This window comes from Pseudomonas sp. BF-RE-25, assembly GCF_019956105.1.
In the GTDB taxonomy this organism is placed as follows: domain Bacteria; phylum Pseudomonadota; class Gammaproteobacteria; order Pseudomonadales; family Pseudomonadaceae; genus Aquipseudomonas; species Aquipseudomonas migulae.
Window position 1 is genome coordinate 38,411 of the sequence record NZ_JAHBDB010000025.1, and the last position, 20,763, is coordinate 59,173.

The window sequence follows — 20,763 nt, forward strand, 5'->3', positions numbered from 1 at the left end:
GTCCTCGACTTAAAGACCGGAAGCCATGGCTTTATCGATCAGCCAGTTCAGGTTCGGGCCACGGTCGCTGTTCACTTCAACCGGGCGACCGGCGAACTTGCTGTCCAGCGGTTCGTCCGGCTGGATCAGCACGCGGATGTCGGACGACAGGTCGGCGCTTTTCAGGCTGGTGCTGCTGACGATCTTGCCGGTGCGGGTCTTGTCTTCGCCGGCAATCTGGAAGTTGACGTTGGTACCTGGGCGCACGTCGCTGAACTGGCGATAGGAGAAGCGCGCTTCAACGTTGGCTTCGCTGTTACGCGGCACCAGTTGGAAGATCACGTCGCCCTTGCTGGCGTACTGACCGTCGGCGACCAATTGCTGGGCCACGGTGCAATCGCATGGCGAGGTCAGGGTGCCGGTCATTTGCTTGCCGAACAGTTCTTCAACCTTGGCCGGTTGCAGTTGATTGTCGTCAAGATGGCCTTTGAGCACGTCGAGCATGCTGGTGCTGAACGTCGCCAGTGGCGCGCCTTTGGCGGCAACGCCATCGGCCTTGATCAGGCTTTGCACGGTGCCGTCACGGGGCATGGTGATGCTCATGCCCGGCACGCTGACCAGACCGGCCTGCGCGTGGCTGACGAAGTACATGCCGTACACCGATTTGAAAATGAAACCGAACGCCGCCAGACCGACGAGGAAAATCCCCAGGCTGAAGGTCACGGCGCGCAGGCGACCGAACGCGGTCATGCCGTGGCCGCCATCCTTGACCTTGCGCGCTTTGGTGAAGTTGTCGCGCTGCAGGGTCGCCAGCACTTCACCCATGCTGACGATGTCGCCGGCCAGGTGCGAAGTGATCAGGTGGCGCAGGGTCGAGATGTCTTGCGGTTCCAGGTTCTGGAACTGGCAACCGGCACGGCCGGTCTGGCGGTCGAAGGAGCGCACTTGCATCTCTACGTCCATGGCCAGGCCGAGGTTATCGATGACGAACTGCAGGCGAGCCTTGTGCACATCGCCGACCTTCAACGGCAGCTGACCGGCGTTGAACGCCAGGCCGCCGGCGGAGAGGTCGAGGACCCGGGCTTCAACCGGCGTGCGGTCCGGGCCGAAGAAACGCAGCTTGGCCGGAATTTTCACTCGGGCGTGTTGGCGCTGGGCTTCGGATTCATGCACTACATTGGCGTTGACGGCGGTATTCATAGGGGCGATTTCCTGGTTAATTCAATAAGGGGGCGGTCAGACCATCATCAGCAGCACGGCGACAAAAATGCTGCCGGCGGAGAAGGTCATGGTCCGAGACGACCAGGTGTTGAACCAACGTTGAAAGCTGGCGAGATCACGGGTCAGGGAAGTGGGCTGGCGAGTCCAGGACTGTTGGTCGAGGCGGAAGAACACGTAGATTTTCACCAGCGCGCCGACGATCTGGTTGTAATAGAGAATCGCCGGGTAAGCCGGGCCGATCCGGTGACCGGAGCAGGACAGCAGCAGGGTCAGGATCAGGCGGGTGATGCCGATCCACAGCAGGTAAACGAGGATGAACGCGGTGCCGTACTTGAACGACGCGATGAGCGCGACGGTCAGGCCCAGCAAGGACGTCCACATCGATACACGCTGATCGAACAGCACCACCGAGGTGAACAGGCCGAGGCGCTTCATCCCCAGGCCCAGGGCGCGGGAGTTCTGGCGCAGGTTGTTGCCGTACCAGCGGAACATCAGTTTGCGGCTGGCCTTGATGAAGCTTTTTTCCGGCGGGTGTTCCACGGTGTGGATCGCCGCGTCGGGCACGTAGAACGTGTCGTAACCCAGGCGCATCAGGCTGAACCAGCTCGACTTGTCGTCACCGGTGAGGAACTTGAAGCGGCCCAGGCGCCAGTGTTGCAGCGAGTCGCTTTCCACGTCGGCGATGAAGTCCGGGTTGGTGACCACGGTGGCGCGGAACACCGACATGCGGCCGGTCATGGTCAGCACGCGCTTGGACAAGGCCATCGAGCACATGTTGATGTGGCGTTGGGCGAAGCGCAGTTTGTGCCACTCGCTCATGATGTAGCCACCGCGCACTTCGCAGAATTCGTTGGTGGTCAGGCCGCCGACATTGCCGAATAGCTGGAACCACGGCACGGTCTTGAGCACGACGCCTTCGGCGAGCACGGTGTCGCCATCGATCACGGCCACCACGGCGCGGTCGTCCGGCAGGTGACGGGAGATGGCGCGGAAACCGTAGGCCAGGCCATCACGCTTGCCGGTGCCGGGAATGCGCACGAAGTCGAGCTTGACGCGCTCCGGTGGATTCATCTTGGTCCACAGGCTTTTCACCAGCTTCTCATCGGACATTTCCACGATGGAGCAGACCATGGTGGTCGGCAGGCCGCAGTCGATCGCTTCGCGGATCACCGAGGCGTAGACCTGGGCGGTGGTCAGCGCGTCGATACGGAAACTGGTGACCATCAAAAACACATGGGACGGGTCTGCCGCTTTACCCAGCTTGCGCACTTTGCGCCGCAGGTGCGGGTAGACCACGTACAGAAACAGCATGCCGCGCAGAAAGTGCGTGGCACCCATCGAGTAGCGCCAGATACCGACGATACCGATCAGGAAAATGAAGTCCTTCGACTCGGAGTCGAACGTGGACACAGGCAACGCCATGGCGATGCCCATCAAAATACTTAAGTAAAACAGCCAACCGGCGGCCTGAAGTAGGCCGTGCTTTAGCCTGTGCATAATCTGCATCCGTCTCGATCTCGGGCGAGCCTGTGGGGTGGCCCGATGGGGTTAAGGCAGGCGTAAATGCCAAGCGGTCTCATCAGACCTGTAGGAGCGAGGCTTGCCCGCGAAGGCGGCGTACCTGACACACCGTGGCGCCTGGTTCGCCGGCAAGCCTGGCTCCTACAGAGGCTGTGTTACCAGCAGATGCCTTCGGTGCGGCCACTCACGCTGGTGGCTTTCGACATGAAGCCGACTAGGTCGATCACTTGCTTGCCGTGCGGAGCGTTCTGCGCCAGGGCGCGGAATTTTTCGTCACGGTTGCCGAGGATGATCACGTCGGAGTTGTTGATCACTTCGTCGAAGTCGGCATTGAGCAAGGAAGAAACGTGAGGAATCTTCGACTCGATGTAGTCCTTGTTCGCACCGTGAACGCGGGCGTATTCGACGTTGGCGTCGTAGATGCTCAGGTCGTAGCCTTTGCCGATCAGCATTTCTGCCAGATCAACCAGCGGGCTTTCGCGCAGGTCGTCGGTGCCGGCCTTGAAGCTCAGGCCCAGCAGGGCGACTTTGCGTTTGTCGTGGCTGGAAACGATGTCGAAGGCGTTCTGCACCTGGGATTCGTTGCTGCGCATCAGCGAGTTCAGCAGCGGCGATTCCACGTCCAGGGCGCCGGCGCGGTAGGTCAGGGCGCGCACGTCTTTGGGCAGGCACGAACCGCCGAAGGCGAAACCAGGGCGCATGTAGTACTGGGACAGGTTCAGTGTCTTGTCCTGGCAGACCACTTCCATCACTTCACGACCATCGACGCCGCACGCCTTGGCGATGTTGCCGATCTCGTTGGCGAAGGTCACCTTGGTGGCGTGCCACACGTTGCAGGTGTACTTGATCATCTCGGCAACGGCGATGTCCTTGCGGATGATCGGCGCGTCGAGTTCTTCGTACAGCGATTGCAGAACGTCGCCGGACGCCTTGTCGAATTCGCCGATGACGGTCATCGGTGGCAGGTCGTAGTCGGCGATCGCGGTGCTTTCGCGCAGGAACTCAGGGTTCACCGCCACACCGAAATCAACACCGGCTTTCTTGCCGGAGCAGTCTTCGAGGATCGGGATGACAACGTTTGCGACAGTGCCCGGCAAAACGGTGCTGCGAACTACGATGGTGTGGCGGGTGGTCTTGTCACGCAGGACAAAACCGATCTCGCGGCACACGGCTTCGATGTAGTTCAGTTCCAGGTCGCCGTTCTTCTTGCTCGGCGTGCCGACGCAGATCATCGACAGGTCGGTGTCGCGAATCGCTTCCGCGAAGTTGGTCGTACCGCGCAGCCGACCGGTCTCGATACCCTTGGCCAGCAGTTCGCCCAAACCTGGTTCAACAATCGGTGATTTACCGGCGTTGATCATATCGATCTTGTCTTTGGCGACATCGACGCCAACGACGTCATGGCCCCGTGCAGACAGGCAACCGGCACATACTGCACCGACGTAACCCAAACCAAATATGCTGATGCGCATCGCATTTACCTCTCGTTAACAAGACTGTGTTCAACAAGCCATTACATGGCCGGAATTAAGTGTGTTCAGCAGTTGTAGTGCGCTCGGAAGTGCGGCAGTCAGGCGCCACAATGCCGTGTACAGGCATACTAAGTTCCGAGTGTCTAAATAAGTGCACTCAAGGTGTGCGTAACCAGGCCTTATTGTTATGACTTGCCCTGTTATGCAGCCGAGTCCTCTGGTCGAGGTCCTTCGTGCAAAGGTCTTGCGCGCTCAATGCCAGGCCGAAAGCCCGTAAATCAAGCGGTTTGGTGCTCAGGTGAGCACGTTTATAGGGGCGCTGCCTTGGCCGTGTAGGGGATAGTAGTGATGCGTTATCTCCTTTCCTTCAGATGTTGCCCAAATCAGGGATTATGTAGCCGAAGTTATTGTGACAACTTCGCTACGTGAATCTCTTCTCTGCGTAAGTTATCTCGTACATGTTCAGAGATAATGGTTACCGGTGGTATGAGCTACGCATTTGGACATAGTTCCAGTCCACCCATCGCGAATTCTGAAATTTCTTGAAATATTGAAAAAGATGGCACTGCTTTCATATTGATAGCAACGGCTGTTTCACCCTTGATACATAGGGTCGTCGTTGGATTAGATAGTTTTATGCCACTACTGATAATTTTTTTTAGTGCCACTACTGAAAAAAATCACGAAAGTCGAGTGAAACTAAAGTTAGGATTTTGATTGCTTGAAAAATGGCGCCAAATAACTGGCGGAAAAGGCGGGGGATTGTTTGGAGATTTGAAGGCGGTGCACGACGCTTTTGCGGTCGTGCACCGACCGGGTGCATTTACTCGGGGGCGTGATCGCGCAGGAACACCAGATTGTCCGGTTTAGACTGCTCGGCACTGTACCGATAGCCCTGCACGTCAAACTGCTTGAGTGCGGCGGGGTCGTTGATGCGTTCTTCGATGACGAAGCGGCTCATCATGCCTCGGGCCTTTTTCGCGTAGAAGCTGATGATCTTGTACTGACCGTTTTTCAGGTCCTTGAACTCGGTATTGATGATGCGGGCATTCAGGGCGCTGCGTTTGACCGCCGAGAAATACTCGTTGGACGCCAGGTTCAGCAGCACATCATCGCCCTGATCGGCCAGGGCTTCGTTCAACCATTCGCTGATGCGCGTGCCCCAGAAGGCATACAGGTCCTTGCCACGGACATTGGGCAATTTGGTGCCCATTTCCAGACGGTACGGTTGCATCAGGTCCAGTGGACGCAACAGGCCATACAGACCGGACAGCATGCGCAGATGCTGTTGGGCGTAATCGAAATCGGCTTCGCTGAAGGTTTGCGCGTTGAGACCGGTATAAACGTCACCCTTGAACGCCAGCAGGGCCTGTTTGGCGTTTTCAGGCGTGAACGCCGGCGTCCAGCTGCCGAAACGCGCGGCGTTGAGCCCGCCGATCTTGTCGGAGACATGCATCAGCTCGCTGATCTGCGCCGGCGTCAGGTCGCGCAATTGCAGGATCAGCTCCTGGGAATGGTCGAGGTATTGCGGCTGGGTGAAACGCTGGGTGGCCGGCGGTGTTTCGTAATCGAGGGTCTTGGCGGGGGAAATCACCATCAGCATGAAGTCGTCTCCTTTAATCGTGGGGCGATTCTAGGGGGTTGTCCGTGTTGACTCCAGCTATCAAGTCCATAGGTGATCGACGGCTTTGCGCAATCCCCTGTAGGAGCGAGGCTTGCCCGCGAAAGCGGTATATCAGTTTGAACATCAGTGGCTGAAACACCGCCTTCGCGGGCAAGCCTCGCTCCTACAGGTGTTTGGCGGCGCTGCGGGAATAGGGGCCGGATCAGCTATAGTGCCGCGCGGGTTTTGTTATGGAGACATCCCATTGCGTATCGTTTTTCTTTTTTCGGCGTGGCTGTTGAGTTTCGGTGCCATGGCGGCGCCGGGCGATGTGGCGACGCTCGATCGCAGCACCTGGCCTGAACAGCTCAGCAACCCGACGCTGTTCGATGTCGCCTCGCGGGCAGAGATTCTGATGTTCGCGCGCGTGCTGCTGGCCAGCGAATCGCTGGATGACGCGAGCCTGGCCCAGCGCCTGGGCTTGCGCACCATCAACCTGGACTCGGTCAACCGCCTGCGGCAGCGCATGTGGCAACAGTTGCTGACCAACTACAACTTCGCCCAGCAGAGTTGTGATCAGGACGCTTCCTGGTGTTATCTGGTGGAGGACATGGCCACCTTGCGTGAGCAAGCCGCCAAGTTTCAGGTCAGTGCCGACAGCTACTACATCAAGTGGTCCGAGCCGAGCCGACTGTTCCATGCGCAGTACCTCGACGAGCAGTTGCGCAAGGCCGCACTGTTTCCGCAAACAAGCAGTGAAGTCGATCGTTTTGGCGACTACGAGCGCAACGGCGAGCAGATGCATGACCGGTTGTTCCTGTTGACCTTCGACAGTGCCGCCAACGCCGCGCCGGACAACACGGCGTGGGTCACCGAGTACCTGCGCAAGTCCAACATGACGGGCACGTTTTTCGTCCTTGGCAAGGACATTCAGGCGCGTCTGAGCGATCGTTCCGTCGCCAACCTGCAAGCCACTTACTCGGCGCAGTGCATCGGCGTGCAAGGCTGGGAGTTCCGCTCCCACAGCCATTGGCAGGACTGGCAGGACTCGGTGCGGCGCAGCGCCGAACTGGTCAAAAGCAAATTGCCGGAGAACTACGTGCCGTTGTTTCGTCCGCCCGATGGTCAGCGCCGTTCAGACGCGCAAGGCTTCTTCAGATCCCAGGGCCTGCAAGTGGCGCTGTGGGACATCGATGCCCAGGACGGCGCCGGCAAACTCAAGGCCAGTCAGAGCGCGCAGCGCGTGCTGACCCTGATGCTGTTGTGGCGGCATGGGGTGATCAATTTCAACATTAAACAGGATGGCGTGAAAACGGCGATGCCCTGGCTTGTCACGCAAACGGCGCTCAGCGGGATCGGTTGGGAAGATTGTCAGGATGCGTTTCGCTGAAAGTGGGAAAGCCCGTAAACATTGGGGCTAAGGCGATTCTGGAAGGAAATTCAGTGCAGGCGGACTTCCGACTTTAACGGCACATTGCCTGCACGCCAAGGGCTATTCGTCACTCTGAAAAATAAACTTCAAAAAAGCGTCAAAGTGCTTTTTTCTGTCACATGTTTTGGAGTATTACGAAGACAGACCGCCGAAACCTGCAACACAGGTGGCGTCTCCCAAGACCCATTTTGTGAGCAGTTCACTTGAATCATCACAGGTGAATTCGGCAGTCACTTCGAGGCGCAGCACCGCCAAGGTATTGCGTCGAATGGCTCCCACAAAGGTGACCGAGTATGGATGATCACGGACGTAGTTCTTCCTCCAACCAGCCAATCCTTTATGTACTCGATACCAACGTATTGATTCACGATCCAAACGCCCTGCTGAACTTCGAAGAACACCACGTCGCGATTCCGATGACCGTGCTTGAGGAGCTGGACAAGCTCAAGAGCGGGCATCACAGCGTGGCTGCGGAATGCCGTCAGGCGATTCGCCTGATCGACAAGACCCTGGGCGAAGCCAGCCCAGAAGACGTTGAGCTGGGGGTGCCGATCCAGCGTGGCAAAAGTGGGCCCAAGGGTTTGCTGTCAATTCTGATGAGCAAACGTGCCGAACCGAACATCATTCTTCCCGAACACCTGAATGACAACATCATCATCAACCAGTTGATCGACCTGCACGCGCGCGCGCCAAAGCTGCCCGTGGTGTTGGTCACCAAAGACATCAACATGCGCCTCAAGGCCCGTGCCTGCGGGATCGCGGCCGAGGATTACAGCACCGACCAACTGGTTGACGACGTTTCGTTGCTGCCCAATGGTTATCACAACATGGACGGCTCCTTCTGGGATCGCGTGAGTAATGTCGAAACCCGTCAGGACCACGGCCGCACCTGGCACCAGGTGAAGCTGACCGACAACCTGCCGGCGGTGCACATCAACGAGTTCATCATCGATGAGCAGGGCTTTGTCGGCTGGATCAAGGAGATCGACGAAGACAAACTGCTGATTCTCGATCTGCATCAGGAACCCCTGTTGCACCAGGAAGCCTGGGGCCTGAAACCGCGTGACATCTATCAGAGCCTGGCGCTGTACGCCTTGCTTGATCCGGATATTCACCTGGTCAACCTGTCGGGTGCGGCCGGTTCCGGCAAAACCATCCTGGCACTGGCGGCGGCGATCGAGCAGACCATGGTCAGCAAACGCTATCGCCGGATCATCGCGACGCGCAGCGTTCAGGGCCTGGACCAGGAGATCGGTTTCCTGCCCGGCACCGAAGCGGAAAAAATGGAGCCGTGGCTGGGCGCCATCACCGACAACCTCGAAGCCTTGCACATGGATGACGAAAACACCCATGGCAGCGTTGATTACATCCTCAGCAAAGTGCCGTTGCAGTTCAAATCCCTCAACTACATCCGGGGTCGCAGCTTCCAGCAGAGCCTGATTTTGATCGACGAATGCCAGAACCTCACGCCGCACCAGATGAAAACCATCATCACCCGTGCCGGCGCCGGTTCCAAAGTGGTGTGCCTGGGCAACCTGGCGCAGATCGACACCCCTTACCTGTCCGCGACCAGCTCCGGGCTGACCTACCTGACTGAACGTTTCAAGGATTTCCCCAACGGTGTGCACATCACCCTGCAAGGGGTGCCTCGTTCGATTCTGGCCGAATACGCCGAATCGCATCTGTAACCCTCACCAAATAAACCGGGCGGCCCTCGCGGGTCGCCCGGTTTTTTATGCCCAACACAAATCCCCCTGTAGGAGCGAGGCTTGCCCGCGAAGGGTACGACGCAGTCTGTCAGGCACACCGCGTTATCGTTTTTCGCGGGCAAGCCTCGCTCCTACAAGGGATTGTCGTGATTCCATAATCAAACGTGCGGAAGATTGACCCACGGGTTTACAATCGAGGCTCTTGATCAGGAGTAACCCTGTGCTGACTCATCTCGATTCCCAAGGTCGCGCCAACATGGTCGACGTCACTGAAAAAGACGTAACGTTCCGTGAAGCCACCGCTCAAGCGCGGGTGCGCATGCTGCCCGAAACCCTGCAAATGATCGTCAGCGGCGGTCACCCCAAGGGTGATGTGTTCGCCGTAGCGCGCATCGCCGGCATTCAGGCGGCGAAGAAAACCAGCGATCTGATTCCTCTGTGCCATCCGTTGCTGCTCACCGGCGTCAAGGTCGAACTGAGTGCCGAAGGCGACGACACCGTGCGCATCGTCGCGAGCTGCAAGTTGTCCGGGCAGACCGGTGTCGAAATGGAAGCGCTGACCGCAGCCAGTGTCGCGGCGCTGACGATTTATGACATGTGCAAGGCCGTGGATCGTGGCATGACCATCGAGAGCGTGCGGTTGCTGGAGAAACTCGGGGGCAAGAGCGGTCATTACCAGGCGGATCAGTCATGAACCTCACCGTGAAGTTTTTCGCTCGTTATAGAGAAGCACTGGGCGTCGACTCAGTGAAAGTTGAAGGTGATTTCGCCACCGTCGATGACGTTCGCGCGCTGCTGGCCAAGCGTGACGGCGCCGATGTGTTGAGCGAGCAGAACCTGATGTGCGCCCGCAACGAAGACCTCTGCCAACTCGACGAGCCGGTAAGTGATGGCGATGAAGTGGCGTTCTTTCCGACCGTGACCGGGGGCTGAACCATGGCGATTCGCGTGCAGTCCACGGCGTTCGATCCGGGTGCGGAAGTCAACGCCATGCACGCCGCCAATGTTGGCGTCGGTGCGGTGGTGAGTTTTGTCGGTTACGTGCGCGACTTCAATGACGGGCTCGACGTGGCCGGGATGTTCCTGGAGCACTATCCGGGCATGACCGAAAAGGCTCTCGGCAAGATCGCCATCGAGGCCGAACAACGCTGGCCGTTGCTCAAGCTGGAAGTGCTGCACCGCATCGGCGCCCTGGAACCGGGTGAGCCGATCGTCTTCGTCGGCGCCGCCAGCGCCCACCGCCAGGCCGCGTTCGATGCCTGCGCCTTTGTCATGGACTACCTGAAAACCCGCGCACCGTTCTGGAAAAAAGAGAACACCCGTGATGGCGCGCGTTGGGTGGAAGGGCGTGACAGTGATCATGCAGCGGCGGATCGCTGGAAGCAGTAACCCCTGCGGCGCCTTTGAGTACGCCTTCGCGGGCAAGCCTCGCTCCTACAGGGTTTTGTGTCATACGCATATTATGTGAACGACACAAAACCCTGTAGGAGCGAGGCTTGCCCGCGAAGAGGCCATCTGCATCACCCAATACCTTCCTGACTCACCGCCCGACCACCGGCCGGCACATCCGCGTTCCCCCCAATTGACGGTTCATACATAAAAGTCCAGTATGGAATTATAAGTACAAAAAAGGCGTGCCCCGTTTCTGCTCTTTCTTCTGTCTTGCCAAACCAACAACAACCCGCGAGAGAACGAACATGAAGAAATTCCCCCTCATCACCGGTCTGGCCCTGAGCCTGTTGGCGTGCAGCACTCTGTTTGCCGCCGAGAAAACCCTGCGCATCGGCATCGAGGCGGCTTACCCACCGTTCGCGTCGAAAACCGACAAAGGTGAAATCGTCGGTTTCGACTACGACATCGGCAATGCCCTCTGCGCGCAGATGCAGGTCAAGTGCGTCTGGGTCGAAGGTGAGTTCGACGGTCTGATTCCTTCCCTGAAAGTGAAGAAAATCGACATGGCGCTGTCGTCCATGACCATCAACGAAGACCGCAAGAAGTCGGTGGACTTCACCCACAAGTACTACTTCACCTCATCGCGACTGGTGATGAAGGAAGGCGCGGTGGTGGATGATCAGTACGCCAGCCTCAAAGGCAAGACCGTCGGCGTGCAACGTGCGACCACCACGGACCGTTATGCCACCGAGGTGTTTGAACCCAAGGGCATCACTGTCAAGCGTTACGGCAACAACGAAGAGATCTACATGGACCTGGCGGCCGGTCGCCTCGACGCCATTTTCGCCGACACCATCCCGCTGAATGACTTCCTGTCGATGCCGCGCGGCAAGGGTTACGCCTTCGTCGGGCCAGAGCTCAAGGATCCGAAATACGTGGGCGAGGGCGCCGGGATTGCGGTGCGCAAGGGCAACGCCGAGTTGGTCAGCCAACTGAACACGGCCATCGACGGTATTCGCGCCAGCGGTGAGTACCAGAAGATTTCCGAGAAGTACTTCAAGTCCGATATCTACGGTGACTGAGCAGCCGCATCGCCAGCAGGCTGGCTCCCACAGTTGAATGCATTCAAAAGTGGGAGCCAGCCTGCTGGCGATGCGGTCGTGGGATCATGCAAATCTCTGGAAAGTGATCGAATTTAATCCCTTCTTAACCACCTTATCGTTTATTCCCCGACATCTATTCCACACGCCCCGGGCTCTCCAAGGTCCGGGCCAGCGTGTAGACTTCCGGTCAATCGATATCTAGAAGGGAAACGCAATGAGCGAGGAAACGATGCGGTTGGGCCGTGAGCGGCGCTACCTGGTGTTGCTGGGCATCATCTGTCTGGCGCTGATTGGCGGCGCGCTGTACATGCAGATCGTGTTGGGTGAGGCGCCGTGCCCGCTGTGCATCCTGCAACGTTATGCCTTGTTGCTGATCGCGATCTTCGCGTTCATCGGCGCGGCAATGCGCACCCGCCGCAGCATCACGGTGTTTGAAACCCTGGTGGTGATCTGCGCCCTGGCAGGCGTCGGCGTCGCCGGGCATCACGTCTATACCCAGTTCTATCCGGCAGTCAGCTGCGGCATCGATGTGTTGCAACCGATAGTCGATGGTCTGCCGCTGGCGAAGATCTTCCCACTGGGGTTCCAGGTCGACGGTTTCTGCTCCACGCCGTACCCGCCGATCCTCGGTCTGTCGCTGGCGCAGTGGGCGTTGATCGCCTTTGTCCTGGTGGTGGTGCTGGTGCCATTGCTCACTTCGCGCAACCGCAAGGCACTGCGCTGAGGTCATTCGCGGCATCGCTGCGTAACACATGAAAACGCCCCGGCCCTCGTTGAGAGGGCCGGGGCGTTTTGCCATTCAGGGCTCGGGTAAAAAGACCTTGATGCGCGACAAGAACGGGTGCGGCGCATGTGCGACATGTTGTCACAGCGCGAGTGTCGCAAGGCGTTTCAGCGTGTCGGATTGGTATGCGTAGACGTAATGAAAATGGTCTTCTGATTTCGCAGCAGGCTTTAGCGCTCTCAACCTGGAACAGGCAGTTTTAACAGGCCTTGGCAAATTGCCAGAGCCCTTGTCACATGGGGGCTTAGGCAGGGTAGAGGGCAGAGGTAGAGCTTTCGATACTGTCTGAACTGCGCGTGGTAGCCCTACTTATTTTGGTGTTTTTGTTGAGAATGAATTTCGATAAGATGCCGCACTTTTGCGAAAACCGTTAATGATTGTTGCTGGAATGGATAAAAATTATTTCGGGATGAGACATGGTTTATGAATCGTTACATATCTACAATCGCCCGCACTGAATTCCCGGCACTGCTCACCCTGCTTCAGGTGCTTGAGCAGCAATAGGACGTCGAGGGGCCGGATGGCTTCATGCGACTCCTCTGGTGTCGGTGCCTTCCAACTATCCGCACCAAATGGAATTGGTCTGTAACAAGGCCTTTGACCACGAATTCGAATAAGAACTCACCGCTTGCCCAGGAATTGTCGAGCAGCGTCTGACGCGCGACGGGCGGCCCTTATTCAATCCAAGAAAATGCCAACCCTTGGCAGGGTGAAGTGTTGGCGATCAAAACCCAACTGCATTGCGCAAGCTGCTTTAGAGGTCGTGAGATGAGTAAAAACAGGTACCCCAGACTACTAGGCTTATTGCCGCTGATCGGCACGTTGTTGCTGTCAGGCTGCAACATGACCTTGCTCGATCCCAAGGGCCAGGTTGGCCTGGACGAGCGAAACCTGATCATCACCGCAACGCTGCTGATGCTGTTGGTCGTGGTTCCGGTCATTGTCATGACCTTCCTGTTCGCCTGGAAATACCGCGCGTCCAACACCGACGCCGTGTACACGCCGAAGTGGTCGCACTCCACCAAGATCGAAATCGCGGTGTGGGCTGTTCCAGTGCTGATCATCATTGCCCTGGGTTATGTCACTTACAAGTCGACCCACGCACTGGACCCTTACAAACCGCTGGTCTCCGACGTCAAGCCAATCACCATTGAAGTGGTCGCGCTGGACTGGAAGTGGATGTTCATCTATCCGGAGCAAGGCATCGCCACCGTCAACAAGATCGTGTTCCCGGCACACACGCCGATCAACTTCAAGGTGACTTCGGACTCCGTGATGAACTCGTTCTTCATCCCGGCGCTGGGTGGCCAGATCTACGCGATGGCCGGCATGCAGACCAAACTGCACCTGATCGCCAACCAGAACGCTGAAATGGACGGTATCTCCGCCAACTACAGCGGCGCGGGTTTCACCGGCATGAAGTTCAAAGCTATCGCCACTTCCCAGGAAGATTTCGACGCCTGGGTCAGCGAAGTCAAAAAGGCACCTAAACAGCTTGAAAAAGCTGAATACGAAGCCCTTTCCAAGCCAAGCCAGAACAACCCAGTCGAGCTCTACTCCTCGGTCACGCCGAACCTGTTCCAGATCATCGTCGACAAGTACGAAGGCATGAAACCAGGCAAGCCGATGCACCACGAGAAGAAAGAGCACGAAGTGGCCGCCATGGAAGGGATGGACATGAGTTCGCATTCAGCTGCCGGGGCAGAGGAGTAAACGATGTTTGGTAAATTAAGTTGGGAAGCGGTCCCGTTCCACGAGCCGATCGTGATGGTGACCATCGCCATGATCGCGCTCGGTGGTCTGGCGCTGTTCGCTGCAATCACCTACTTCAAGAAGTGGACTTACTTGTGGACCGAGTGGCTGACGTCGGTCGACCACAAGAAAATCGGCGTGATGTACATCATCGTTGCCATGGTCATGCTGCTGCGCGGCTTTGCCGACGCCATCATGATGCGTACCCAGCTGGCCATGGCCACCGAGGGTTCGCCTGGCTACCTGCCGCCTGAACACTATGACCAGATCTTCACCGCTCACGGTGTGATCATGATCATCTTCATGGCGATGCCATTCTTCACCGGCCTGATGAACCTTGCAGTGCCGCTGCAGATCGGCGCGCGTGACGTTGCCTACCCGTTCCTGAACTCCCTGAGCTTCTGGTTGCTGGTATCCGGCGTAGTGCTGATCAACCTGTCCCTAGGCGTCGGCGAATTCGCCAAGACCGGCTGGGTTGCCTATCCACCGCTGTCGGGCCTGCAATACAGCCCTGGCGTGGGGATGGACTACTACATCTGGGCGCTACAGCTATCGGGTCTGGGTACGACGCTGACCGGGGTTAACTTCCTGGCGACCGTGCTGAAAATGCGTACCCCTGGCATGAAGCTGATGGACATGCCGATCTTCACCTGGACCTGCACCTGGGCCAACGTCCTGATCGTGGCTTCGTTCCCGATCCTGACCGCTACCCTGGCACTGCTGACGCTTGACCGTTACATGGATTTCCACATTTTCACCAATGAACTTGGTGGCAATCCGATGATGTACGTCAACCTGTTCTGGGCTTGGGGTCACCCCGAGGTTTACATCCTGATTCTGCCGGCGTTCGGGATCTTCTCCGAAGTCATCTCGACCTTCTCCGGCAAGCGTCTGTTCGGCCACCACTCGATGATCTACGCCTCGGGCGCGATCTCGATCCTGGGCTTCATGGTCTGGCTGCACCACTTCTTCACCATGGGTTCGGGTGCCAGCGTCAACGCCTTCTTCGGTCTGGCGACGATGCTGATTTCGATCCCGACGGGGGTGAAGCTATTCAACTGGCTGTTCACCATCTACCAGGGCCGTCTGCGTTTCACCAGCCAGGTTCTGTGGACCCTGGGCTTCATGGTGACCTTCGCCATCGGCGGCATGACCGGCGTATTGCTGGCCATCCCGGGTGCCGACTTCGTTCTGCACAACAGCCTGTTCGTGATCGCGCACTTCCACAACGTGATCATCGGCGGCGCGGTATTCGGTTACATCGCAGGCTTCGGCTTCTACTTCCCTAAAGCGTTCGGCTTCAAGCTGCACGAAGGTTGGGGCAAGGCAGCGTTCTGGTTCTGGATCACCGGCTTCTTCGTCGCGTTCATGCCGCTCTATGTACTGGGCTTCATGGGCATGACCCGTCGTCTGAACGCCACCACCAACCCTGAGTGGGTGCCGTACCTGTACGTCGCCATGTTCGGTGCGGTGATGATCGCCGTCGGCATCGCTTGCCAGCTGATTCAGCTGTACGTCAGTGTGCGTGATCGCAACAAGCCAGAAAACATGTGCGAACACGGCGACCCGTGGAATGCACACACCCTGGAATGGTCGACCTCGTCGCCACCACCGTTCTACAACTTCGCGGTCCTGCCAAAAGCGGAAACCATCGATCCGTTCACCGAAGCCAAGGAAAACGGTACTGCGTACAAGGCTCCGGCCAAGTACGAGCCGATCCACATGCCAAACAACACCGCGACCGGTGTGGTCATGGGTGCTCTGTTGACCGTGTTCGGTTTCGCGATGATCTGGCACATCTGGTGGTTGGCTGCATTCGGCCTGATCGGCACCGTGGTGTACTTCGTGATCCACGCTGCACGTGATGATCAAGGCTATATGGTGCCGGTCGACGTGATCGAGCGCATCGAAGCCGAGCAGCACAAGCGTCTGGTAGCGGCCGGGAAAGTTCCAGCCACCGCCACCCGTGTTGAAACCTCGTTGGAACAGGCTTAAACCATGTCGAACTTAGTGACCAATGCTGGACACACCCATGTCGATGGACATGGGCACGATGACCATCACCACGACTCGGGCGAGATGACCGTATTCGGTTTCTGGCTCTACCTGATGACCGACTGCATCCTGTTTGCATCGATCTTCGCGGCGTACGCGGTACTGGTTAACAACGTAGCGGGTGGCCCGTCGGGCCACGACATCTTCGAACTGCCTTACGTACTGGGCGAAACCGCTCTGCTGCTGTTCAGTTCGATCACCTACGGCTTCGCCATGCTGGCGTTGTTCAAGGGCAAGAAGAACCAGGTCCTGGGCTGGCTGGCCATGACCTTCCTGTTCGGTGCCGGCTTCATCGGCATGGAAATCAACGAGTTCCACATGTTGATCTCCGAGGGCTTCGGTCCTAGCCGCAGCGGCTTCCTGTCCGGGTTCTTCACCCTGGTCGGCACCCACGGTCTGCACGTGACCAGCGGTCTGATCTGGATGGCGATCATGATGTACCAGGTGCAGAAAAACGGCCTGACGGCGACCAACAAGACCCGTCTGAGCTGCCTGAGCCTGTTCTGGCACTTCCTGGACGTGGTGTGGATCTGCGTATTCACCGTTGTTTATCTGATGGGGACTATGTAAATGGCTAACGCTCATTCCCACGATAGCCACGACGCCGGCCACGGCAGCGTCAAGTCCTACGCTATCGGTTTCATCCTGTCGGTCATCCTGACAGTCATTCCTTTCGGCCTGGTGATGTACCCATCGCTGCCGAAAGCCTTGACCCTGTGGATCGTACTGGCCTTCGCAGTGATCCAGGTGCTGGTGCACCTGGTGTACTTCCTCCACCTGGACCGTTCGGCCGCGCAGCGTAACAACGTGATTGCGTTTGTGTTCGCCGCGATCGTGATCGTCCTGCTGGTTGGCCTGTCGCTGTGGATCATGTTCAGCATCCACACCAACATGATGGCGCACTGAGGTAAATCCGGATGTCCTTGAAGCACTTTATCCAAATCACCAAACCGGGGATCATTTTCGGTAACGTGCTTTCAGTGGCAGGCGGATTTTTCCTGGCCTCGAAAGGGCATGTCGATCTGGCCATCTTCCTGGCCGCCATGATCGGCACGTCCCTGGTGGTGGCATCCGGTTGCGTGTTCAACAACTGCATCGACCGCGACATCGACATCAAGATGGAACGCACCAAGAACCGGGCGCTGGTGCAGGGCTTTGTCTCCCTGAAACTGGCCCTGGCCTTCGCGACCGTCCTGGGTGTTGCCGGCGTTGCGTTGCTGTACAAGGTGGCCAATCCGTTGGCTGCGCTGTTCGCCGTAATCGGCTTCGTCATCTACGTCGGCTTCTACAGCCTGTACCTCAAGCGCAAGTCGGTTCACGGCACGCTGGTGGGCAGTCTGTCGGGCGCGATGCCGCCGGTGATCGGCTATGTCGCGGTGAGCAACACCTTCGACATGGCTGCACTGACGCTGCTGGTGATGTTCAGCCTGTGGCAGATGCCGCATTCCTACGCCATCGCGATCTTCCGCTTCAACGATTACCTGGCTGCATCGATTCCGGTGTTGCCAGTGAAGCGCGGGATTCAAGTGGCCAAGAAGCACATCCTGATCTACATCCTGGCCTTCCTCGTGGCGACCTTGATGCTGACCTTCAGCGGCTATGCCGGCATGAGCTACCTCGCCGTCGCCGCGGCCATGGGCATGTACTGGTTGTACATGGCCTGGACCGGCTACAAGGCAGTGGATGACACGGTCTGGGCACGCAAGCTGTTCGTATTCTCGATCTTCACCATTACCGCGTTGAGCGTGATGATGTCCCTGGACTTCAAAGTGCCGACCGAGCTGTTGCTGACGTACGCGCCTTAAGCGTCGGATGCTGTAAAGAAAAACCCCGCCCTTTGAGAGAAGGAGCGGGGTTTTTTGTTGCCCGTATTCTGGTGGACCGAGTTGCCTGCATCGCGAGCAAGCTTGCTCCTACAATGGATCGGCGTTGCACCAAATACAGACCCTTGTAGGAGCGAGGCTTGCCCGCGAAGAACGATAACGCGGTCTGGCTGATACACAGCGTTATCGTTCTTCGCGGGCAAGTCGGGTCGCCGCACCGCTCGCTCCTACAGGATGGCGACGGTCAGTTATTTACTGGGTGTGTCTAGCAACCGAAAGAACCGCTCCCGCACCTGAACGTTGTCGCTATGCGCCACGTTGAAGCGCAGAAAGTGACTGGCATCCGGTGCTTTGCTGAGCAAGGTGCCGGGCGCCAGCACCAGGTCGATGTCCAGGCCTTTCCTCGCCAGCGTTTCGGCATGATGCCCTTCGGGCAATCGCGTCCAGATAAACAACCCTTCATGGGGCAGCGATGACACCGAGCAACCGGCTTCCATCAGCCAACTGCTCACCCGACTGCTCGCCTCGTAAAGCCGATCCACCGTGCGCCGGGTGTGTTTGGCGTAGCTGCCGTCGCTGAGCATCGTGCAGATAATCTGCTCCGCCAGTTCCGAGGTCATGCCTCCGCAGGCCATTTTCAGGGTAACCATCCGCGCCGCCAGTTGCGGCGAAAGTACCGCATAGCTGACCCGACTGTTCGCCGTCAGGGTCTTGGAGAAACCGGAGACGTAACTGACATTGTCCAGCCCGCCCGCTGCCAGGCGTGGGGTCGTTCGTTGCTGCATGTCGCAATACAAATCGTCTTCGAGGATGTGAAAACCGTAACGGTGGCTCAGCTCCAGCAAGCGATAGACCTGCGCCGGGGAGAACGAGTGTCCGGTCGGATTGTGCAGGGTGTTATTGGTCATGTAGAGCACGGGCCGATGGACAATCAGCAATTGCTCGAAGGCGTCCAGGTCCATGCCGTCCGCGCCACGGGGGATGGTGATGACCCGGGCGCCATGCAGGGCCAGGTTGGTGTGCATGGTGAAGTAACACGGATCGTCGAGCAGCACCGTATCGCCGGGTTTGACCAGCAGGCGCATCAGCATGTCGATGGCCTGCACGGTGTTGGCCGTGGTGATGATCTGGTCCACCGGAACTTCGATGCCCAGGGTCGCCAGTTTGACTCGCAACGCTTCGCGCAGCGGCAGGTAACCGGCGGCGACGCCGTATTCGCCCATGCGCAGGGACGTTGCGCGCAGGGTACCGCGCACGGCTTTGAGCAGTTCGTCCGCCGGTAGCCACGAGGACGGCAGAAAACCCGCACCGGGGCGCAGCGAGCCGTTGTCCTGCAGCACCGCGCGGCGGACCACGCTGAGGGTGTCTTGAGGTTGCAGGTCCGGGCCGGCATCGGTCTTGAGCGTGGTGCTGGAGCGGTGCACGTAATGCCCCGACCCCTGGCGTGAAACCACCAGACCCTTGGCGCGCAAGCGGTCCAGCGCATCCACCACCGTGGACTTGCCCACGTTCATCAACTCGGAAAGTTCGCGAATCGGCGGCAGCCGCGAGCCGTGAGGCAGCCCGCCCTGGCTGATCGCTACCGACAATTGATCGACAATCTGCTGGACCAGCGGCACACCCGGCTGGAACTCGATAGCGGCGATCACGGCACGCTGAACCTGCATTTTACTGGTCTCTCCGGCAGTAAAGTTCGTTTGATTCTATACGAACTTGCTCTGATGAAAACAAGCGACTCTCTCTACCATCACCTTACAGACTTTCCTGATTGTTCGCGCTGAACGCCTGAACAATCGCTGGTTCCAGAGGTGTTGCATGAGTGTTCAAACAACGGTCGCCGTCGCTAAACCGGTGATCAATATTCGCCTGTTCACGATCCGGATCATCACCGCCGTGTCGCTGTTTGCCGTGCTGGGCAAGGCCAACGTCTGGCTCGACACCGCCACCAACAGCATCCTCGCCCTCGGTTATCGGGCGTTGCTGTTGCTGCTGCCGCTGACGTTATTGGTGCTGGGTCGCCGCTCCCTGAGCGTCACGTTGTTGTGCGCCGCCCTCGGGCTGGTGTTGCTGGCGGTCACCAGCAACCAGGGCATGGTGATGTTCGCCGCCGCGCTGTTCGCCTACGGTATCGCGATTGCCGGTTACCTGATCAAGAGCGAAGCCGCCCAGACCAAAGAGGGCGCGGCCTACAACCGCGTCGCCATGAACATGGGCAGTCTGGTGGCGGGGCTGATCCTGCTCTCGCCGCTGCTGACCCCGACCCTGTTTTTCCTCGGTGCGGCGGGTTTCGTCCTGCTGTGCCTGCCCATTGCCATGGGCGCGACCTTCACCTCCCAACCGGTGGTTGCCAGCCCGGTCACTCATGACGGCAGCGGCTGGCGCAACAAACTGCCATGGGTGATCGCCGGCATCATCATGGGCATCAAGCTGTTTGGCGTGTTCTCGATCCTGCCCCAGGCAATCCTGCTCGAAACCGGCGAACTGCCGGCCTGGTATGGCCTGATGCTGATCCTCAACAGTGCCGTGGTGGTCTTCGCCCAGGTGCCGGTGATGAAACTGATCGAGCGCACCGGGCGCTTCAAAGTGGTCGCTGTCATCGGGATCATCATCGGCGGCTTCGCGGTGCTCTCGTCGCCGGGCGCATTCCACGTCGAAACCCTCGTGGGCGCGTTGATCTGGGTCGCGCTGCTGTCCATCGCCGAGTGTGCGTTCAGCTACCTCGATTACTTCTCCGTCAAACAAAACAACATGTTCGTCAAGGAAGTGTCCCTGGGCGTCGGTGCCGGCCTGACGGTGCTGATCATGCGGGTCATGCCGCCGCCCTATAGCGCCCTGGTGCTGGCTGCCATCGGCGCGGGAGGCATTCTCGCCTGGTACTGGCTCAACCGTAGATCCAACGCGTCGCTGCACGACTGAG

The 20,763-nt window shown here is 58.4% G+C and carries 18 protein-coding genes; 13 read left to right on the top strand and 5 right to left on the bottom strand.

Annotation, left to right across the window (positions count from 1 at the left end):
• Positions 1–9 precede the first annotated feature (9 nt).
• From KGB24_RS13390 to yaaA, 4 genes are all read right to left on the bottom strand, one after another.
• Entirely contained in the window at positions 10–1,179 is a 1,170-nt protein-coding gene (locus tag KGB24_RS13390; protein ID WP_008025372.1) for an alginate biosynthesis protein Alg44, read from the bottom strand.
• A 36-nt stretch (positions 1,180–1,215) separates the two neighbouring features.
• The gene (gene alg8 / locus KGB24_RS13395; RefSeq protein ID WP_392885477.1) at positions 1,216–2,697 is read right to left on the bottom strand and encodes a mannuronan synthase; all 1,482 of its coding nucleotides are present in this window, start codon (positions 2,695–2,697) and stop codon (positions 1,216–1,218) included.
• A gap of 179 nt (positions 2,698–2,876) precedes the next feature.
• On the bottom strand, positions 2,877–4,193 hold the full coding sequence (locus KGB24_RS13400; protein WP_223414588.1) for a nucleotide sugar dehydrogenase: 1,317 nt from the start codon (positions 4,191–4,193) through the stop codon (positions 2,877–2,879).
• A gap of 823 nt (positions 4,194–5,016) precedes the next feature.
• Positions 5,017–5,796, bottom strand: a complete 780-nt coding sequence (gene yaaA, locus KGB24_RS13405) for a peroxide stress protein YaaA (RefSeq protein ID WP_223414587.1) — start codon at positions 5,794–5,796, stop codon at positions 5,017–5,019.
• 265 nt (positions 5,797–6,061) lie between these two features.
• Here yaaA and KGB24_RS13410 point away from each other — a divergent pair, with 265 nt between their 5' ends.
• The 12 genes from KGB24_RS13410 to cyoE all read left to right on the top strand — a co-directional run bounded on the left by KGB24_RS13410 (position 6,062) and on the right by cyoE (position 17,828).
• Complete coding sequence (locus tag KGB24_RS13410; protein ID WP_223414586.1) at positions 6,062–7,186, top strand: polysaccharide deacetylase family protein; 1,125 nt, start codon at positions 6,062–6,064, stop codon at positions 7,184–7,186.
• A gap of 335 nt (positions 7,187–7,521) precedes the next feature.
• Complete coding sequence (locus KGB24_RS13415) at positions 7,522–8,916, top strand: PhoH family protein (RefSeq protein WP_008025381.1); 1,395 nt, start codon at positions 7,522–7,524, stop codon at positions 8,914–8,916.
• 241 nt (positions 8,917–9,157) lie between these two features.
• A complete protein-coding gene (gene moaC / locus KGB24_RS13420; protein WP_008044525.1) occupies positions 9,158–9,631 on the top strand; it encodes a cyclic pyranopterin monophosphate synthase MoaC in 474 nt (157 codons plus the stop codon).
• Complete coding sequence (gene moaD / locus KGB24_RS13425) at positions 9,628–9,870, top strand: molybdopterin converting factor subunit 1 (protein ID WP_008025385.1); 243 nt, start codon at positions 9,628–9,630, stop codon at positions 9,868–9,870. Before moaC ends, moaD begins: the two co-directional genes overlap by 4 nt.
• 3 nt (positions 9,871–9,873) lie before the next feature.
• On the top strand, positions 9,874–10,326 hold the full coding sequence (gene moaE, locus KGB24_RS13430; protein ID WP_008025387.1) for a molybdopterin synthase catalytic subunit MoaE: 453 nt from the start codon (positions 9,874–9,876) through the stop codon (positions 10,324–10,326).
• Between the two features lie 308 nt (positions 10,327–10,634).
• Entirely contained in the window at positions 10,635–11,411 is a 777-nt protein-coding gene (locus tag KGB24_RS13435) for an ABC transporter substrate-binding protein (protein ID WP_008025389.1), read from the top strand.
• Positions 11,412–11,646: 235 nt separating this feature from the next.
• On the top strand, positions 11,647–12,156 hold the full coding sequence (locus KGB24_RS13440) for a disulfide bond formation protein B (RefSeq protein ID WP_032828589.1): 510 nt from the start codon (positions 11,647–11,649) through the stop codon (positions 12,154–12,156).
• Positions 12,157–12,984: 828 nt separating this feature from the next.
• Positions 12,985–13,929 (top strand): ubiquinol oxidase subunit II, encoded by a 945-nt coding sequence (gene cyoA / locus KGB24_RS13445; RefSeq protein WP_008025394.1) that lies wholly within the window; start codon positions 12,985–12,987, stop codon positions 13,927–13,929.
• A gap of 3 nt (positions 13,930–13,932) precedes the next feature.
• Positions 13,933–15,963, top strand: coding sequence for a cytochrome o ubiquinol oxidase subunit I (gene cyoB, locus KGB24_RS13450; RefSeq protein ID WP_008025397.1), 2,031 nt, complete (start codon positions 13,933–13,935; stop codon positions 15,961–15,963).
• A 3-nt stretch (positions 15,964–15,966) separates the two neighbouring features.
• Positions 15,967–16,593, top strand: coding sequence for a cytochrome o ubiquinol oxidase subunit III (locus KGB24_RS13455; protein WP_008010573.1), 627 nt, complete (start codon positions 15,967–15,969; stop codon positions 16,591–16,593).
• On the top strand, positions 16,594–16,929 hold the full coding sequence (gene cyoD / locus KGB24_RS13460) for a cytochrome o ubiquinol oxidase subunit IV (RefSeq protein ID WP_008025399.1): 336 nt from the start codon (positions 16,594–16,596) through the stop codon (positions 16,927–16,929).
• An 11-nt stretch (positions 16,930–16,940) separates the two neighbouring features.
• Positions 16,941–17,828, top strand: a complete 888-nt coding sequence (cyoE, locus tag KGB24_RS13465) for a heme o synthase (protein WP_008025400.1) — start codon at positions 16,941–16,943, stop codon at positions 17,826–17,828.
• Between the two features lie 266 nt (positions 17,829–18,094).
• Here cyoE and KGB24_RS13470 read toward each other — a convergent pair whose 3' ends face one another.
• Positions 18,095–19,513 carry a PLP-dependent aminotransferase family protein gene (locus tag KGB24_RS13470; protein ID WP_223414585.1) on the bottom strand — a complete coding sequence of 473 codons (1,419 nt, stop codon included), beginning with the start codon at positions 19,511–19,513 and terminating at the stop codon, positions 18,095–18,097.
• Between the two features lie 148 nt (positions 19,514–19,661).
• Here KGB24_RS13470 and KGB24_RS13475 point away from each other — a divergent pair, with 148 nt between their 5' ends.
• On the top strand, positions 19,662–20,762 hold the full coding sequence (locus KGB24_RS13475) for a hypothetical protein (protein ID WP_008043746.1): 1,101 nt from the start codon (positions 19,662–19,664) through the stop codon (positions 20,760–20,762).
• Position 20,763: the final 1 nt, after the last annotated feature.

Excerpts from the sequence above, each read along its gene's own strand:
- KGB24_RS13390 (WP_008025372.1), bottom strand. The coding sequence starts at position 1,179 with ATGAATACCGCCGTCAACGCCAATGTAGTGCATGAATCCGAAGCCCAG.
- alg8 (WP_392885477.1), bottom strand. The coding sequence starts at position 2,697 with ATGCACAGGCTAAAGCACGGCCTACTTCAGGCCGCCGGTTGGCTGTTT.
- KGB24_RS13400 (WP_223414588.1), bottom strand. The coding sequence starts at position 4,193 with ATGCGCATCAGCATATTTGGTTTGGGTTACGTCGGTGCAGTATGTGCC.
- yaaA (WP_223414587.1), bottom strand. The coding sequence starts at position 5,796 with ATGCTGATGGTGATTTCCCCCGCCAAGACCCTCGATTACGAAACACCG.
- KGB24_RS13415 (WP_008025381.1), top strand. The coding sequence starts at position 7,522 with ATGGATGATCACGGACGTAGTTCTTCCTCCAACCAGCCAATCCTTTAT.
- moaD (WP_008025385.1), top strand. The coding sequence starts at position 9,628 with ATGAACCTCACCGTGAAGTTTTTCGCTCGTTATAGAGAAGCACTGGGC.
- moaE (WP_008025387.1), top strand. The coding sequence starts at position 9,874 with ATGGCGATTCGCGTGCAGTCCACGGCGTTCGATCCGGGTGCGGAAGTC.
- KGB24_RS13435 (WP_008025389.1), top strand. The coding sequence starts at position 10,635 with ATGAAGAAATTCCCCCTCATCACCGGTCTGGCCCTGAGCCTGTTGGCG.
- KGB24_RS13440 (WP_032828589.1), top strand. The coding sequence starts at position 11,647 with ATGAGCGAGGAAACGATGCGGTTGGGCCGTGAGCGGCGCTACCTGGTG.
- cyoA (WP_008025394.1), top strand. The coding sequence starts at position 12,985 with ATGAGTAAAAACAGGTACCCCAGACTACTAGGCTTATTGCCGCTGATC.
- cyoB (WP_008025397.1), top strand. The coding sequence starts at position 13,933 with ATGTTTGGTAAATTAAGTTGGGAAGCGGTCCCGTTCCACGAGCCGATC.
- KGB24_RS13455 (WP_008010573.1), top strand. The coding sequence starts at position 15,967 with ATGTCGAACTTAGTGACCAATGCTGGACACACCCATGTCGATGGACAT.
- cyoD (WP_008025399.1), top strand. The coding sequence starts at position 16,594 with ATGGCTAACGCTCATTCCCACGATAGCCACGACGCCGGCCACGGCAGC.
- cyoE (WP_008025400.1), top strand. The coding sequence starts at position 16,941 with ATGTCCTTGAAGCACTTTATCCAAATCACCAAACCGGGGATCATTTTC.
- KGB24_RS13470 (WP_223414585.1), bottom strand. The coding sequence starts at position 19,513 with ATGCAGGTTCAGCGTGCCGTGATCGCCGCTATCGAGTTCCAGCCGGGT.
- KGB24_RS13475 (WP_008043746.1), top strand. The coding sequence starts at position 19,662 with ATGAGTGTTCAAACAACGGTCGCCGTCGCTAAACCGGTGATCAATATT.